Raw genomic sequence first — 16,212 nt, 5'->3', positions numbered from 1 at the left:
GTGTTGCCTCCATTGCTTCAAAGGGGGTGCAACGCCGATGGACCCGCCGCTGCACTGAGGGGAACGGCTCCATAAAAGCGTTTCCACCGCGTGTGCGGCAAGGAAAGCGCGCAACGGCTAGGTAACAATCCGGACACGAGCGCGGGTGGGCCGGTGTCGGTTGCGCGGCAATCCGGACCCTGACCTGGGCCGATGCGGGGCTTCGCCGACGACGGGGTGCGATCGCCTCAGGACGGTCCGCCGACGGAGGCGCCGATCCCCGAGACGACGGTCGTCGCAGGGACGCCGGAGCCGTCCCTCCGACCCGTCGCCGCAGGCAGATCGACAGCGACCCCCCCTCCGCCGCTCGCCCTGACGGGTGTCGCCCCGGCCCACGCCAGGACGAGGGTGTCCTCGCCCTTGAGGAAGCGGTGACAGCGGACCCCTCCGGTGGCCCGACCCTTGGCGGGGTACTCGCCGAACGGCGTCACCTTGACCGACCCCGGCTGGGTGCCGGGCAGCGCGCCCGCTGAGCCGCTCGCCGTGACGACCACGGCCTCGCGACCTTCAGCGACCGCACCGAAGAAGACGACGTGCGCACCGGCAGACAACCGGATGCCGGACATACCGGCCGCGGAGCGCCCCTGCGGACGCACTGCGGACGCGGGGAAGTGCAGCAGCTGCGCGTCGGAGGCGATGAAGACGAGGTGCTCGGTGCCCGTCACGAGCTCGGCCGCCCCGATGACCCGGTCCCCGTCCTTGAGAGCGATGACCTCCCAGTCACCACGGCTCGGGTAGTCGGTGGTCACGCGCTTGACCGTGCCTGCGACGGTTCCGAGGGCCACTCCGCCGGAACCGGAGTCGACGGAGACGATCGTGAGTGGCTCCTCGCCGCGGGGGAGATCGACGTAGGCGGCCAGGGGAGCACCCCCGGCCAGGCTCGGCGCCGTGCTGGTCGGTGGGAGCGTCGGCAGGTCCAACGCCGAGAGGCGGATCATCCGGCCGGCCGAGGTGACCAGCGCATACTCACCTCGTGCCGTCGTGCGCACCGCCCCGACGATGGCGTCGTGCTTGGCGCGAGGGCCGTCGCCCGGGATCGGTTCATCGGTCGTCGTCCGGGCGAGCAGACCGCTCGAGGAGAGCAGCACCCAGCACGGGTCGTCGGCGACCTCGAGCGACGTGGCGGTGGTCGCCGGGACGGCTGCCGACTCCAGCAGCACGGTTCGCCGCGGGGTCCCGTGTGCGCGGGCCACGTCGGCGAGCTCGGTGCCGACGGTCTTCCGGAGCAGTGTCTCGTCCTCGAGGATCGCGCGCAGCGCCTCGATCTCGCGTTCGAGGTCGCTCTTCTCGTTCTCGAGCTCGATGCGGGAGAACTTGGTCAGCCGGCGCAACTGGAGGTCGAGGATGTACGAGGCCTGTGCCTCGGTCAGGTCGAACACGTCGATGAGCCGCTGCCTCGCGGTGGCGACGTCGTCCGAGGACCGGATGAGCTGGATGACCTCGTCGATGTCGAGGATGGCGACGAGCAGACCCTCGACGAGGTGCAGGCGCGTCTCCTTCCGCGCGAGCCGGTATGCGGTGCGACGCCGCACGACCTCGATGCGGAAGTCGAGGAATACCCGGAGCAGCTCCTTCAAGCCCATCGTGCGCGGCTCTCCGTCGACCAGAGCCACGGCGTTGATGCCGAAGTTCTCCTCCATCGGCGTCAGCTTGTAGAGCTGTTCGAGGACCGCTTCGGGATGGAAGCCGTTCTTGACCTCGAACACCAGCCGCAGGCCGTTCTTGCGGTCGGTGAGGTCCTTGACGTCGGAGATGCCCTGGAGCTTCTTGGCCTGGACGGCGTCGCGGACCTTGTCGATGACCTTCTCGGGCCCGACGAGATAGGGCAGCTCGGTGACGACGATGCCCATCTTGCGCGGGGTGATCTTCTCGATCCTGGTCGTCGCGCGGGTCCGGAACGAGCCGCGGCCGGTGAGGTAGGCGTCCCGGATTCCGTCCAGCCCGATGATCCGGCCCCCGCACGGCAGGTCGGGCCCGGGGACGTGCTTCATGAGGTCGTCGAGGGAGCAGGTCGGGTGGTCGAGCAGGTAGCGGGCCGCGCCGATGACCTCGACGAGGTTGTGCGGGGCCATGTTGGTCGCCATCCCGACCGCGATCCCGGTCACGCCGTTGACGAGAAGATTGGGGTATGCGGTGGGCAGCACCGCGGGCTGGAGCAGCTGGTCGTCGTAGTTGGGGACGAAGTCGACGGTCTCCTCGTCGAGGCCGCCCACCATGAGCAGCGCCGCCGGTGCCATCCGCGCCTCGGTGTAGCGGCTGGCGGCCGGGCCGTCGTCGAGGCTGCCGAAGTTGCCGTGACCGTCGACCAGCGGCAGGCGCATCGTGAAGTCCTGCGCCATCCGCACCAGTGCCTCGTAGATCGCCGAGTCGCCGTGCGGGTGGTACTTGCCCATGACGTCGCCGACGATCCGGCTGCTCTTGACGTGCCCCCGGTCGGGCCGAAGCCCCATCTCCGACATCGAGTACAGGATCCGGCGCTGGACGGGTTTGAGACCGTCACGGGCATCGGGCAGGGCCCGGGAGTGGATGACCGACAGCGAGTACTCGAGGAAGGCGTTGCTCATCTCCTCGGTGACGTCGATGTCGACGATCTTCTCCTCGAAGGCGTCCTCGGGAGGGGTGGAACGGGTCCGGGAGCGAGCCATGGTGAGTCGCCGGCTCCTTTGCGTGACGTCGGGTCGGGCGTGGCGGGGGTCGCCGACATCCTCACACAGGCTCAGGTCGTCCAGGCTCAGGTCGGTCTGCGTGTTCGCGGTCCTCAGGGTCAGTGCCGGCCGAACCGGCCGCGGTGCACCATCCGCTCGACACCGCGCCGACCACGTCGGAGCGAGGGACTGCGCGGTGTCGGCCGCACCGGGTCGGGGTGGCCGAGTGCGACGACCCCGACGATACGGAGCCGGTCCGGGATCGCGAGGACCTCCTTGACCCGGTCGTGCAGGGCACCGGGCACACCGAAGAACAAGGCGCCGAGTGCTCTCTCTTGCGCGGCGAGGAGCAGGATCATCACCGACATGGCCGTGTCGGTGTCCCAGTACGGGATGGGCCAGCGCTCCGTGGACCGATCCCGCCACCCCTTGTCGGGCTCCGCGTAGCGGTCCAGATAGGCCGTCGGATCGGAGAGCGCGAGGACGAGGACGGGAGCGGCGCTGACCCCCTCGAGCCACCGGTCGGGGTATCCGTCCGTGCGGGTCGCGTCCCAGAAGACTCGTCGCTCCGCCTGGGCGGAAAGCACGAGCAGCTCCCACCCCTGGGTGTGCCCGGCGCTGGGAGCTCTGGTGGCCAGGTCGAGCATGTCGTCGAGGACCTCGTCGGCCACCGGTCTGGTGGCATCGAAGCGCCTGCACATGCGCCGACGTCGCACCGCGTCAGAAAGGTCCATGCGGCCAGCATCGCACCGCCGTCTGGTGCCGTCGGCGAACCGTCCCGTGACATCCTTGGACCCATGACCGCACAGGTCGAGGAGCTGCCGCCGGGTTACCCCCTGTCATGGGAGGCCGACGTGGTGCTCCGCGACGGGAGCGTGGCCCACGTCCGTCCGATCAAGCCGTCCGACGGCCCGTTGATCGAAGAGTTCCACTCCAAGCAGTCGGACGAGTCCATCTACCTGCGGTTCTTCGCTCCGCTCCGTCGGCTCTCGGCGAAGGACCTGCACCGTTTCACCCACGTCGACTACGTCGACCGGGTCGCCCTCGTCGCGACCGTGCGCGGGGACATCGTCGGCATCGGCCGCTACGACCGCGTCAGCCCCACGAGCGCGGAGGTCGCCTTCAACATCAGCGACCACTTCCAGGGCCGGGGCATCGGGTCCGTGATGCTCGAGCACCTGGCCGCGATCGCGGAGGAGGACGGCATCACGCGCTTCGTCGCTGAGGTCCTGCCCCAGAACCGCAAGATGCTCGCGGTGTTCAGCGAGGCGGGCTACAACGTGACCCGGCGGTTCGAGGACGGCATCGTCAGCGTGAGCTTCGACATCGCCGAGACCGAGGCATCGGTCGCGGTGCGCACCGCGCGTGAGCACCGCGCCGAGGCCAAGAGCATGTCCTCGATTCTCACGCCGAGGTCCATCGCCGTGATCGGCGCAAGCACCAACCCGGACGCGATCGGCCACCTCGTGCTGCGCAATATCGTCGAGAACGGATTCACCGGCTCCCTCGCCGCCGTCAACGCCAAGGCCCCCGAGATCCTCGGCGTCCCGAGCTTCCCGCGGGTCGGTGACGTCCCCGACGAGGTCGACTTGGCGATCGTGGCGGTCCCGGCCCGCAACATGCTGTCGGTCGTCGAGCAGTGTGCCGACAAGGGCGTCCGTTCGCTCCTCGTCATCTCGAGCGGCTTCGCCGAGTCGGGCGACGAGGGGGCCCGGCTGCAGGCGGAAGTCGTCCGGACCGCCCACGCGTCGGGCATGCGCGTCCTCGGCCCGAACTCCTTCGGGGTCGTCAATCTCGACCCGGAGGTCCGGCTGAACGCCAGCATCGCCCCGCGGCTGCCGGCGTCCGGCGGTCTGGGGCTGTTCGCCCAGAGCGGCGCGCTCGGCATCGCGGTCCTCGACTCGGCGGCGCGCCGAGGGCTGGGAGTCTCGGTGTTCGCGTCCGCCGGCAACCGGGCCGACGTCTCGGGCAACGACTTCATGCACTACTGGATCGACGATGCGGGCACTCGCGCCGTCGGGCTCTACCTCGAGTCGATGGGCAACCCTCGCAAGTTCTCCCGCATCGCCCGGCAACTGGCGTCCCGCAAGCCGGTGATCGTCACCGCGAGCGGCTTCACCGCATACGGACTCCCACCGGGACACCAGGTGCGAGAGTCTCCCCTCGGCCAGAGCGTGCTCCAGGCCATCTTCGGGCAGGCAGGCGTCATCCGCACAGAGAACACCCATCAGCTGTTCGACATCGCCCAGCTCGTCTGCGGCCAGCCGCTCCCCGCAGGTCCGAGAGTGGCCGTGGTCGCCAACTCCGACGCGCTCTCGTCCCTGACCGCCCAGGCGGTCCAGACCATGGGGCTGCAGATGACCCACGGACCGGTGTCCATCGGCAGCGAGGCCTCCCCGGAGGAGTTCCGTGAGGCCCTGGACCGGGCGGCGGGCGATCCGGACGTCGACTCGGTCGTGGCCTGTTTCATCCCGCCACTGCTCACCGAGGACGAGGCCGTCGCGGCTGCCGTGCGGTCCGCCGCGCGGACCCACGGCAAGCCCGTCCTGGGGTCGCTGATGGGTATGCGCCGTGGCGCCGACGACCTGCAGTACAGCGATGCCGAAGGCATCGCGCGGGTCGTCCCCGTCTACTCGATGCCGGAGGACGCTGTGCGGGCGCTCGCCCAGGTGACCCGCTACTCGCAATGGCGGTCTGCGGACCACGGCGAGCTGGTCGCCCCGATCGGCATCGCCAAGCGCACCGTCCAGGAGCTCATCGACGGCATCCTCGGGGATGATCCCGAGGGTCGGGGCCTGAGCGGCGACGAGGCCGCGACGCTGCTCGGGGCCTACGGCGTCCCGGTGTGGCGGACCGTGCGCGTTCTCTCGGCGGACGATGCGGCACGCATGGCCCTCGAGCTCGGCTATCCGGTCGTCCTGAAGTCCACGGCGGAGCGGCTCCGGCACCAGATCTCGGTCATGAGCATCCGGGTCGACCTCGGGACCGAGCAGGAGGTGCGCACCGCATACGAGTCCCTTGACGAGCAGCTGATGCCGGGGGAGAAGGGCTCGATCGTCATGCAGAGGATGGCGAGCACCGGGGTCGCCTGCGTGGTGCGCAGCACAGAGGACCCTCTCTTCGGGCCGGTCGTGTCCTTCTCCATCGCGGGCGCCCCGACCGAGCTGCTCGACGACGTCGAGCACCGGATCCCGCCGATGACCGACGTCGATGTGCGCGAGCTGATCGGTTCGGTCAAAGCGGCGCCGCTCCTGCGTGGCTACCGGGGCGCCGAGCCCGTCCACGCGGCGGCGCTGGAGGACCTCGTGGCGCGGGTCTCGGTGCTCGCCGAGGACCACCCCGAGATCGCCGAGCTGGTGCTCAACCCCGTCCAGGCCCATCCGGGCGGCGCCGATGTGCTCGGTGCCGAGATCAGGATCGCGCCCGCCCCGCAGCGCCGGGACGCAAGCCGCAGAGCCCTCTAGCGGACTCCACGTGCGGATCCGGAGAGCGGGAGCGGCGCCTAGGATGGGCGGGTGCGCCGAACCTCCCCACCGTCTCCGCAGCGGTCACTTCCCGCCGACCTCCTCAGCGCGATCGAGCGGGCGGGCTACTATCCGGCCCTCGTGAGTGACGTCGTGGCGCACACCGTGGGCGGCCGCCCGGTCCTCGCCGGTTTCGTCCACCAGGAGACGACGTTCGACCAGGACGCGGTGCGACGCCATGTCACGGCACTCGTGCTCACCGACGCGACCCTCGTCATCGTCCACGCCGACGACCACGAGGGGCATCCGGGTGAGGCCGACGTCGCGACCGCGACCAGTGAGACGATCCCGCTGTCCGCGGTTCGCGGGGTGATGGTCACCCATGTCGTTCCCGACCCCAGCCGCTACGTCCCCGGATCCCTCGGTCGGGAGGTGACGCTGACGCTCGGGTGGGGCACCGTGAGCCGCATCGACGTCGGCCCGGCGACCTGTGGTGATCCGTCCTGCGACGCCGACCACGGCTACGACGGCACCATCACCGCGGACGACATCTCGCTGCGGGTGAGCGCCGATGCCGATGGTGAGGATGTCGTACGGTCGGCTCTCGACTTCGCGCAGGCCATGTCCGCGGCCACCGGGCTGTCCGTGACCCGATGACGTCCGGCTCCGCGGTGGAGCCCTCGGCTCACGACTGGGTCCTGCCCCGCTACGACTCGATCGGTCTCGGGGCGGTCCTTCCCGGCGTCCTCGCGGCGGTCGGTGCTCCGGTGTCCGAGCAGGACGGCGCCGAACCCGCTCCGGCGATCGCACTGCCGTCGGCGACGCGCGCCGTCGTCGTCCTCGTCGACGGCCTGGGCGAGCGCCTCCTACGGAGACGTGCCGGCCACGCGCCTTTCCTCCGGTCCCTCCTCCCGGACGGACGGACCCTGTCGGCGGGCTTCCCGACGACGACCGCGACCTCCATGGGCAGCTTCGGCACCGGACTGCCCCCGGGCGCGCACGGCCTCGTCGGCTACGAGGTGCGCGACCCCGCCACCGGGAGGATCGTCAACGAGCTCTCCTGGGAGGACGGGCCGGTGCCCGAGGACTGGCAGCCGCACCGCACACAGTTCGAGCACGCCGTGAGCCGGGGCATCGCGACCTCGCGGATCGGGCCCGGCTTCTTCGCCGGTTCCGGACTGACGAGGGCGGCCCTGCGCGGTGGGGCGTTCGTGGGTGCCGAGAGCCTCGCGGACCGCGTCGACGCCACCCTCGCGGCGGCGCGGGCGCCGCGCTCGCTCAGCTACCTCTACTGGGGCGACGTCGACAAGGTCGGTCACGTCCACGGGTGCGACTCCTGGCAGTGGGGCGAAGAGCTCACCGCGGTCGATGTCGAGCTCGACCGGCTGGCTCACGGGCTGCCGTCCGACACCCTCCTCGTCGTGACGGCCGACCACGGGATGGTCGACGTCCCCTCCGAGAACGTCCTCGACGTCGCCCTCGAACCCGAGCTTGCGGCGGGCGTCGAACGGGTCGCCGGCGAGCCACGCAGCCCCCAGGTGTATGCGGTGGCCGGGGCCACTCCGGACGTTTGCGGGCGGTGGGCCGCGAGGTTGGCCGGTCGCGGCGATGTCCTGACCCGCGAGCAGGCCGTCGAGCTCGGGCTCTTCGGATCCGTCGAGGAGCGGGTGATGTCCCGGATCGGAGACGTCGTCGTGCTCATGGCGCCCGGGTACTCCGTCGTCGACTCCCGGGTCCACCGGCCCGAGCTGATCGCCCTGCGCGGCGTGCACGGGTCGTTGTCGGCCGACGAGGTCGAGGTCCCGCTGCTGACCCTGACCACCTCCTCAGCACGGTGATTCGCCCATGACCATGACCACGGCATCACCGTTCGCAACCCGGGAGGTCGGTGCGCATGTCTGAGCTCGTCTTCTTCTCGGGCACCATGGACTGCGGCAAGTCCACGCTGGCCCTGCAGATGGACTACAACCACAGGCGGCGGGGCCGTCGCGGGGTCATCTTCGCCAAGCTCGACCGGGCCGGCTCGGCGATGATCTCCTCGCGTCTGGGCCTGGCGACCGAGGCGGTGGAGGTCGAGGACGGCCTCGACTTCTGGGACACGGTCGTGCGCTGGCTGACGGCGGGGGAGTCGATCGACTACCTCATCTGCGACGAGGCCCAGTTCTACACGGGTGAGCAGGTCGAGGGTCTGGCCCGCATCGTCGACGAGCTCGGTATCGACGTCTTCTGTTTCGGCATCACCTCGGACTTCCGGACCGAGCTGTTCCCCGGGTCGAAGCGGCTCGTCGAGCTCGCCGACCGGGTCCAGGTGCTCCAGGTGTCGGCGCTGTGCTGGTGCGGCCGCAGGGCGACGCACAACGCCAGGGTCATCGACGGCGTCATGGTGGTCGAGGGAGAGCAGGTCGTCGTCGGTGACACGGGCACCGGTGCCGAGGTCGAGTACGAAGTGCTCTGCCGACGTCACTACATGCGCCGGATGAACAGTCGGGCGGCCGCCCTGGCCTCGGCGACCGACGACGTCCTCCCGTTCGACCTCGACGTCTGCCCGGTGATCCCGCCGGCCGGGGGTGCTCCGGGTCACTGACCACCCGACGGTGGCCACCGGACATCGGGGGTACAGCGACGCGGATGCAGCGGCGACCGCCGGACCCGCGCTCGCTCAGGAGGGCGGCTTGGTGCCGAACATGATGTCGTCCCAGCTCGGCACCGACGGCCGCTTGGACTTCGGGCGGCGGTGTCCGGTTCCCGACTCGGGTGGTGCCTCGGGTCCGTCCGGCTCGGGCCTGTCCGCGTGCCCCTGTGGCTCGCCGGGCGTTCCGGAATCGCCCGGCGACTCATCGGCGGTGTCGTCGGGATGCGGCCCGCGCGCGCCGGGTGGATCGCCCATGGTCGCCGGGTCGTAGCCCATCTCCTCGAGAGGCAGAGCGTCATCGGGCTGGTCGAGGGGCACGTCGGACGGGCTGGGGGCGCGTCGGCGTCGGCGTCGGCTGCGCACGCTCGAACCCTCCCTCATCGCCTGCATGAGGTCGATGGGCGGTGGCAGCTCCCGTCGCGAGGGCGACACTCCTCCGTCGGCCTCGACGTCGAAGACCGCGACGCTGTGGTCGGACGGCTGGGGCGGATGCGGTGCGGGGATGGGGCCTGCGGGTGTGTCGTCCTCGCTCAGCCAGCGCGCCTCGTCGTCGGCGGCGACGACCGTGCGGCCGGCCATGTCGAAGTACCACGAGGCGGTCCGCTCGCGCCCACCGGCGGCGAAGGTCGCCGTGACTGTCCAGTTGCCCTCCTCGGAGCGCACCGAGTCCCACGCGGTGGCGGCGGGGTCCACACCCCTGTCGTGCAGGCGTCGTGCGACGCGGTTGCCCAGGGTCAGCGGGCTCGAGCCACCGCGTACGTAGACCTGTTGGGCGAGGTTCGCGGCGTACTCCCGCTCGGCGAGGACGGGCGCCTCGTAGCGGCGGATCCGCTCGACGCTCCAGCCGGTGCGGTCGGCGATCTCCTCCGGGGTCAGCCCGGTGCGCATCAGTGTCTGGACCTCTCGGGGGCGGATCGCACCGTCGATCTCGATCTGCAGCTGCCCGAGGCGTGGCCGGTCCCGCCGGGCCGCGGCCTTGAGACTCTCGTCGAGGGGGAGGAGGTATCGCCCACCGTCACCGTCGGACAGCAGAAGGTGCTCTCCGCTGTCATGCACGCCGATGAGGCGCAAGTGCGTCAGGCCCGGTCCCATGGACCGAGCGTGCCAAAGGTGCGCCGCCTCGCCAAGAGGCCACGCGGCAGACGGTCGAAATCGTGCCGGCCGGCGGGTGGGATCGGCGGGTCGGAGTGGGGTCCAGGGGTCTCGGCCCCGGCCGCACCCCTGCATAGACTGCCTGCGTGCCCGATCCGAGCCCCGCGCTGAGCCCCTATGACGCCATCGTCCTCGTCTCGTTCGGTGGGCCGGAGGGACCGGACGACGTCCTGCCGTTCCTGCGGCGCGTCACGGCCGGCAGGGGCATCCCGGATGAGCGGCTGGCCGAGGTGGGGGAGCACTACGCCCTCTTCGGGGGAGTGAGCCCGATCAACGCTCAGAACCGGTCCCTGATCGCAGCGATCGAGGCCGAGCTGGCGATCCGCGGTATGCCCACGCGGATCGCTTGGGGCAACCGCAACTTCGACCCGCTCCTGGCGGACACCTTCACCGAGCTCGCCACGGCCGGCCACCGGCGGCTGCTCGTGCTCACGACGAGCGCCTACTCGTGCTACTCGTCCTGTCGGCAGTACCGCGAGAACCTCGCCGATGCGGTCGCCGCCGCGCGTGAGGCGACCGGGGTGACTCTCGAGGTGGACAAGGTCCGCCCCTACGCCCTCACGCCCGGCTTCGGTGCGGGCAACGTCGCGGCGGTCCGCGATGCGGTGCTGGAGGCCCGCTCCGGATCGGCGGCGACTCCGGCGCTGCTCTACGTCACGCACTCGATCCCCACCGCGATGGACGCGACCTCCGGCCCGGGGGACGGTGAGGGCCATCTGTACAGCCGCCAGCACCTCTGGGTCGCCGAGGCCGTCACAGAGCAGGTCGCAGGCGAGCTCGGCCTCCCCGACCTGCACGGCGAGCTCGTGTTCTGCTCGCGGTCGGGACCGCCCCAGCAGCCGTGGCTCGAGCCGGACGTCAACGACCGGATCGAGGAGCTCGCGGCCGAAGGGGTCGATACCGTCGTGCTCGCGCCGATCGGCTTCGTGTCGGACCACATGGAGGTGGTCTACGACCTGGACACCGAGGCGCGGGCGACGTGCGAGCGGGTGGGTGTGCGGCTGGTCCGGGCCGCCACCGTCGGGACGCACCCCCGGTTCGTCGGTGGCCTGGTCGACCTGCTCCTCGAGCGGGCCGCTCAGGCCCGTGGCGAGGCTCCGGCACCGGCGGCCTGGACCGGTGAGGACGTGCGGCCCTCGGTATGCGCTCCGGGCTGCTGCCCGAACCTGCGGACCGCGCGGCCCGCGCTGTGCGGGCAGGACTGAGGTCATGGGCACGGCACCTGATCGTCAGGACGACCCGGTGCACGACGTCGAGGTGCTTCGGAAGATCGCCGTCGACGTGGCCGTCTCGGCCGGGCGCTTCATCGTCGACGACCGCCCCGTCACCCTGTCCGTCACGACGAAGACGACGGACACCGACGTCGTGACCGACATGGACCAGCGGGCCCAGGACCTCATCGTCACGGCCCTTCGGGAACGTCGCCCCGACGACGGGTTCCTCGGTGAGGAGGAGGGCTCGACCCGCACGGGTCGGACGGGCATCACCTGGGTGGTCGACCCCATCGACGGGACGGTCAACTACCTGTACGGAATTCCGGCCTACGCCGTCAGCATCGCCGCGGTCGTCGGCGACCCGCAGACGACGGGCGGGTGGCGACCGGTCGCCGGCGCCGTCGTCAACCCGGTCATGGGTCATACCTACAGCGCGGCCGAGGGGGCCGGTGCGCAGCGGATCGATGCGTCCGGGCGGTCCATGACCTTGCGGGTGAGCGATCTGAGTGACCTCAGCCAGGCCCTGGTGGCGACGGGTTTCGGGTATGCGGCCGACCGCCGGGCCTGGCAGGCGGCGGTGCTGGCCGGCATCCTCCCGGATATCCGCGACATCCGCAGGATGGGCAGTGCGGCACTCGACCTGTGCCGGGTCGCCGAAGGCAGCGTCGACGCCTACTACGAGCGTGGGTTGAACGCCTGGGACCTCGCTGCCGGCTGGGTCATCGTCACCGAGGCGGGGGGAACGGTCAGCGGTCGGAGCGACGCTGCTCCGGGGTCCGATCTCGTCGTGGCGTGCGGGAATGCGCTTCGTGCTCCGTTCGTTGAGCGGCTCGAACGGGCGATGTCCGAGTGTGATGTGACATCGGCCTGATAATGCGGCACAATCCGCCTCGCTGCTCAACGTTCCGGGTGAAGGAGACCTACCGTGGCCACTGACTATGACGCCCCACGCAAGACCGACGACGAGATCTCCGAGGACTCCATCGAGGAGCTGAAGTCCCGGCGGGTGGACACCCGGTCCTCGAGCGTGGACGTGGACGAGGCCGAACAGGCCGAAGGGTTCGAGCTTCCGGGGGCGGACCTCTCGGGGGAGGAGCTGTCCGTCCGGGTCCTGCCGAGGCAGGCCGACGAGTTCACGTGCAGCCAGTGCTTCCTCGTCCACCACCGCTCGCAGCTCGCTTCTGAGAAGAACGGCCTCATGGTCTGCCGCGAGTGTGCTGCCTGAACCGAGCCTCCGGATGAGCGGCCCGTCCCCGACCGTCGTCGTCCCCCTTCACCTGCGCGACGGCGGGGTCCGGCCGGAGTACGCCAAGCCGGGCGATGCCGGGGCTGACCTCGCGTCCATCGAGGATCTCGTGCTCCGGCCCGGTGAGAGGGCCCTGGCTCGCACCGGGGTGGCCGTGGCGGTTCCCCCGGGTCATGTCGGCCTGGTCAACCCCCGTTCAGGGCTGGCGGCCCGACACGGGGTCGGGATCGTCAACGCTCCAGGCACCATCGACAGTGGGTATCGCGGAGAGATCCTCGTCAACCTCGTCAACCTCGGGTCCGAGGACGTGGCCATCCGGCGCGGCGACCGGATCGCGCAACTGCTCATCGTGCCGGTCGTGCAGGCGGAGTTCCTCCCGGTGGATTCGCTTCCGGACAGTGATCGGGGGGAGACTGGTCACGGGTCGAGCGGCGGTTTCGCAGCGGCGTCCAACGCCGCCCCATCAGCGGGCTCGACCGGAACCGACCACCTGAGGACTCGAGACCGCAGAGAGGCTGACTGACGCCGTGGGACTTTTCGGCCGCAAGAAGAACGCCCCCGTCGAGGACGAGGTCGACAGCACCCCGGCCATCGCCGAGGACGAGCCGGTGACCCGGGGACCCCGGGACCGCTCGCAGGTCCCCGACCAGGAGGGCCGGGTCGATCTCGGGTCGATCTGGCTGCGCGGTGTCCAAGGCATGGAGCTGCGTCTCGAGGTCGACGATGAGCGTCAGAAGGTCGTCGGCGCCCAGTTGGTCATCGGAGACTCGCAGATGCAGGTGCAGGCGTATGCGGCGCCCAAGTCATCGGGGATCTGGGACGAGATCCGGGACGAGATCGCCCAGAACGTCGCCACCAACGGAGGTACCGCCGAGGAGGTCGAGGGCCCGCTCGGCACCGAGCTGCACGCACGGATGCCCAGTCGGGCGGCGAACGGCCGGACGGTGTTCTCACCCGCGCGTTTCGTCGGTGTCGACGGTCCCCGCTGGTTCTTCCGCGCTGTGCTCTCCGGGCGGGCCGCGATCGACGAGGCTGCGGCAGCGCCTTTCTACGGTCTGCTCGACCATGTCGTCGTCGTTCGAGGAGACGCGCCGATGGCCCCGCGGGAGGTCCTCGCCCTGACGCTTCCGAAGAATGCCGCGCGCACCCCGAGCGACGAGGGCTCCGCGGATGACGAGGGGGGCCCGTCCGAGTCCCACGAGTCCGGTGAGCCTTTGAGTCCCTTCGAGCGCGGTCCCGAGATCACCGAGACCCGCTGAGAAGGCAGGGGCGACGCATGGGCCTGCTCAGCAAGGTCGTGGACCGGATCAAGTCGGTGGCCGCCGACGACGACCTCGTCGTCGAGGACGGACGCGTCGACCACCACGACGACGGCACGATCAGGATCGTCGAAGCCGTCGACCGGCACCGGGCCACCGTGCAAGGGCGGGTCCGCGCCCTGACGCTCCCGACGACGACGGCCGTGACCGCTCTCGTCGTCGAGGTCGCCGACGCGACCGGCGCCATCCAACTCGTGTTCGTCGGTCGCAAGGCCATCCCCGGGATCGAGTGTGGGGTCACCCTCCGCGCCCACGGCCGGGTCAGCATCCGAAGGGGACACCGAATCATGTACAACCCCGCCTATGAGATCGTTCCGCACCGTGAGTCCTGAGCCGCACACCCACCCGCACCCTGATCCACACCGCGGCGACCCGCCGACCGAGGCACCCGAGACCGTGGAGGCGGTGATCCGGCACCGCCTCGCGACGGCCGTGGGTGGCTGGCGGGGCAGTCTCGAGACGGCCGTGCCGATGGTCGTGTTCGTCATCGTCTGGACCATCACGAACGACATCCGGCTCTCCGCCGGCTCGGCACTCGTGACGGCCGCCTTGGCCGCGGCGATGCGCGCGGCCCATGGCGGCTCCATGCAGTACGTGCTGAGCGGCTTCCTCGCCACGGGCATCGCCGCCTTCTTCGCCCTCCGTTCCGGACGAGCCGAGGACGCGTTCCTGCCCGGCATCCTGCTCTCGACCGCGTACGGCTTCGGCGCCGTCCTGTCGATCGTCACACGCTGGCCGCTCGTCGGCTTCATCGTCGGAGCCGGCGATCCCCGCGCCAAGGAGGATCCGTTCGCCTGGCGCCGTGACCCGGGCGTGGTTCGGGTGGCGACCCGGTTGACCTATGTCATCGTCGGCCTGTACGCCGTGCGGCTCGGCGTGATGGTTCCGCTCTACCTCAGCGGCAACGTCGCCGCTCTCGGAGTCGCGCGGGTCGTCCTGGGCTGGCCGGCGTGGGTTGCCGCCCTCGCCCTGATGGGTTGGCTGCTGGCCCGCGGCCGCACACCCGTGGCCCTCAGTGCCTCGGCCGAGCGCCAGGTTCACGACGAGTAGCGGAGACGGGGAGCGGGCGGGGCGTCCGCGCCGCCCGGCGACTACATGTCGTCGACGATCTCGCGCTTGTGACGGTGTCCCGGGCTCAGCATGTTCTCGAGGTCCAGCTCGACGTCGGGGGCCGTGATGAAGAGCAGCTCGTCGTGCGGCTCCAGGGTGTCGTCCGGGCTCGGTGCGATCGGATGCTGCTCCCGGATGATGCCGACGAGGACCGTGTCCCCGGGGAAGGGCACGTCGCCGACGCGGGACCCCGCGTAGGGACTGTCGTCGGGCAGGGTGAGCTCGACCATGGTCGCCAGGCCCTGCTGAAAGGTGAAGATCCGGACCAGGTCGCCGATCGAGACGGCCTCCTCGATGAGCGCGGTCATCAGCCGGGGCGTCGAGACGGCCACGTCGACCCCCCACGTCTCGTCGAAGAGCCACTCGTTGCGGGGGTTGTTCACGCGCGCGACGGTGCGTGGCACGGCGAACTCGGTCTTGGCCAGCAGGGACAGGACGAGGTTGACCTTGTCGTCACCGGTCGCCCCGACGACCACGTCGCAGGTGGCCAGGCCGGCCTCCTCCAGGGCGCTGATCTCGCAGGCGTCGGCCTGCAGCCAGCTCGCGCTCGGGACCCGCGCGACGCGGCTCGGGTCGGTGTCCTTGTCGATGAGGAGCACTTCGTGGTCGTTGCGGATGAGCTCCCGGGCGATCGACCGGCCGACACTGCCGGCTCCCGCGATGACGACTCTCATGGCTGCTCGCCCTCCGTCGGAGGATGCCCGTCGAGCACGCGCTCGACGTGCCCCAGCTCGTCCCGGGGGACTGCGACGTGTAGCAGGTCCCCTGACTGGTACACGGTGTCCCGTTCGGGGAGCATGCCTTCGCCGAGACGGGTGAGATAGGCCACCCGCGCCCGGGTCGCACTCTCGATGCGGGTGAGGCGTTGACCCACCCAGGACACGTCGACCGGGACCTCCGCGATGACGATGCGTCCGGAAGGATCGGTGAACTCGGGCACGTGGCCCTGGGGAAGCAGCCGGCGCAGGATCTGGTCGGACGTCCACTTCACGGTGGCCACCGTGGGAATGCCGAGACGCTGGTAGATCTCAGCGCGTCCGGGGTCGTAGATACGCGCGACCACGTGCTCGATGCCGTAGGTCTCGCGGGCCACCCGAGCAGCGAGGATGTTGGAGTTGTCGCCGCTGGAGACGGCCGCGAAGGCATAGGCGCCGCGGATGTCGGCAGCCTCGAGGGTCTCGCGGTCGAAGCCCACCCCGGTGACCCTGCGGCCCGTGAACTCGGCCCCGAGGCGCCGGAAGGACGTCTCGTCCTGGTCGATCACCGCTACGTCGTGGCCGGCCCGCTGCAGGGCCCGGGCGAGCGAGGCACCCACCCGGCCGCAGCCCATGATGACGAAGTGCACGGTACTGAACGGTACACGGGGAACCTCGGCCGACACGGCGTCGCAG

At 70.6% G+C, this 16,212-nt stretch carries 16 protein-coding genes; 11 read left to right on the top strand and 5 right to left on the bottom strand.

The features are described 5' to 3' along the window. Window positions 1-227 precede the first annotated feature (227 nt). Together GA707_RS16115 and GA707_RS16110 are read right to left on the bottom strand one after the other, a co-directional pair. Window positions 228-2,684, bottom strand: a complete 2,457-nt coding sequence (locus GA707_RS16115; protein WP_152179477.1) for a DNA topoisomerase (ATP-hydrolyzing) subunit A — start codon at window positions 2,682-2,684, stop codon at window positions 228-230. 119 nt (window positions 2,685-2,803) lie between these two features. Beyond that, window positions 2,804-3,418: a nitroreductase family protein gene (locus tag GA707_RS16110; RefSeq protein WP_152179476.1), complete on the bottom strand. Its 615-nt coding sequence runs from the start codon at window positions 3,416-3,418 to the stop codon at window positions 2,804-2,806. Between the two features lie 63 nt (window positions 3,419-3,481). Between GA707_RS16110 and GA707_RS16105 the strand changes: the two genes are divergently transcribed. The 4 genes from GA707_RS16105 to GA707_RS16090 are packed head-to-tail and all read left to right on the top strand — an operon-like array spanning window position 3,482 to window position 8,732. Continuing rightward, complete coding sequence (locus GA707_RS16105; RefSeq protein WP_152179475.1) at window positions 3,482-6,148, top strand: GNAT family N-acetyltransferase; 2,667 nt, start codon at window positions 3,482-3,484, stop codon at window positions 6,146-6,148. Between the two features lie 51 nt (window positions 6,149-6,199). Further along, window positions 6,200-6,805, top strand: coding sequence for a DUF5998 family protein (locus GA707_RS16100; protein WP_152179474.1), 606 nt, complete (start codon window positions 6,200-6,202; stop codon window positions 6,803-6,805). Beyond that, window positions 6,802-7,986, top strand: coding sequence for an alkaline phosphatase family protein (locus tag GA707_RS16095; RefSeq protein ID WP_152179473.1), 1,185 nt, complete (start codon window positions 6,802-6,804; stop codon window positions 7,984-7,986). Before GA707_RS16100 ends, GA707_RS16095 begins: the two co-directional genes overlap by 4 nt. 56 nt (window positions 7,987-8,042) lie before the next feature. Further along, complete coding sequence (locus tag GA707_RS16090) at window positions 8,043-8,732, top strand: thymidine kinase (protein ID WP_152179472.1); 690 nt, start codon at window positions 8,043-8,045, stop codon at window positions 8,730-8,732. A gap of 75 nt (window positions 8,733-8,807) precedes the next feature. Here the strand turns inward: GA707_RS16090 and sepH are convergent, their stop codons facing one another. Further along, window positions 8,808-9,872 carry a septation protein SepH gene (gene sepH, locus GA707_RS16085; RefSeq protein ID WP_193315376.1) on the bottom strand — a complete coding sequence of 355 codons (1,065 nt, stop codon included), beginning with the start codon at window positions 9,870-9,872 and terminating at the stop codon, window positions 8,808-8,810. Between the two features lie 146 nt (window positions 9,873-10,018). Between sepH and GA707_RS16080 the strand changes: the two genes are divergently transcribed. The 7 genes from GA707_RS16080 to GA707_RS16050 are packed head-to-tail and all read left to right on the top strand — an operon-like array spanning window position 10,019 to window position 14,761. Further along, window positions 10,019-11,137, top strand: coding sequence for a ferrochelatase (locus GA707_RS16080; RefSeq protein ID WP_226963867.1), 1,119 nt, complete (start codon window positions 10,019-10,021; stop codon window positions 11,135-11,137). A 4-nt stretch (window positions 11,138-11,141) separates the two neighbouring features. Beyond that, window positions 11,142-12,017: an inositol monophosphatase family protein gene (locus GA707_RS16075; RefSeq protein WP_152179470.1), complete on the top strand. Its 876-nt coding sequence runs from the start codon at window positions 11,142-11,144 to the stop codon at window positions 12,015-12,017. 54 nt (window positions 12,018-12,071) lie between these two features. Further along, window positions 12,072-12,371, top strand: coding sequence for a DUF4193 domain-containing protein (locus GA707_RS16070; protein WP_152179469.1), 300 nt, complete (start codon window positions 12,072-12,074; stop codon window positions 12,369-12,371). 13 nt (window positions 12,372-12,384) lie between these two features. Further along, window positions 12,385-12,915, top strand: a complete 531-nt coding sequence (gene dut / locus GA707_RS16065; protein ID WP_152179468.1) for a dUTP diphosphatase — start codon at window positions 12,385-12,387, stop codon at window positions 12,913-12,915. Window positions 12,916-12,919: 4 nt separating this feature from the next. Beyond that, on the top strand, window positions 12,920-13,651 hold the full coding sequence (locus tag GA707_RS16060; protein WP_152179467.1) for a DUF3710 domain-containing protein: 732 nt from the start codon (window positions 12,920-12,922) through the stop codon (window positions 13,649-13,651). Between the two features lie 17 nt (window positions 13,652-13,668). After that, complete coding sequence (locus tag GA707_RS16055; protein WP_152179466.1) at window positions 13,669-14,043, top strand: OB-fold nucleic acid binding domain-containing protein; 375 nt, start codon at window positions 13,669-13,671, stop codon at window positions 14,041-14,043. Beyond that, window positions 14,015-14,761, top strand: coding sequence for a DUF3159 domain-containing protein (locus GA707_RS16050; RefSeq protein ID WP_152179465.1), 747 nt, complete (start codon window positions 14,015-14,017; stop codon window positions 14,759-14,761). Before GA707_RS16055 ends, GA707_RS16050 begins: the two co-directional genes overlap by 29 nt. Window positions 14,762-14,802: 41 nt before the next feature. Here the strand turns inward: GA707_RS16050 and GA707_RS16045 are convergent, their stop codons facing one another. Together GA707_RS16045 and GA707_RS16040 are read right to left on the bottom strand one after the other, a co-directional pair. After that, the gene (locus GA707_RS16045) at window positions 14,803-15,495 is read right to left on the bottom strand and encodes a TrkA family potassium uptake protein (protein WP_152179464.1); all 693 of its coding nucleotides are present in this window, start codon (window positions 15,493-15,495) and stop codon (window positions 14,803-14,805) included. Then, window positions 15,492-16,166, bottom strand: a complete 675-nt coding sequence (locus tag GA707_RS16040; RefSeq protein ID WP_152179463.1) for a TrkA family potassium uptake protein — start codon at window positions 16,164-16,166, stop codon at window positions 15,492-15,494. The genes GA707_RS16045 and GA707_RS16040 overlap by 4 nt, the downstream gene beginning before the upstream one ends. Window positions 16,167-16,212 lie beyond the last annotated feature (46 nt).

The organism is Nostocoides sp. F2B08 (assembly GCF_009184895.1).
Lineage (GTDB): Bacteria > Actinomycetota > Actinomycetes > Actinomycetales > Dermatophilaceae > F2B08.
This window is presented reverse-complemented; position numbering and strand designations above follow the sequence as displayed.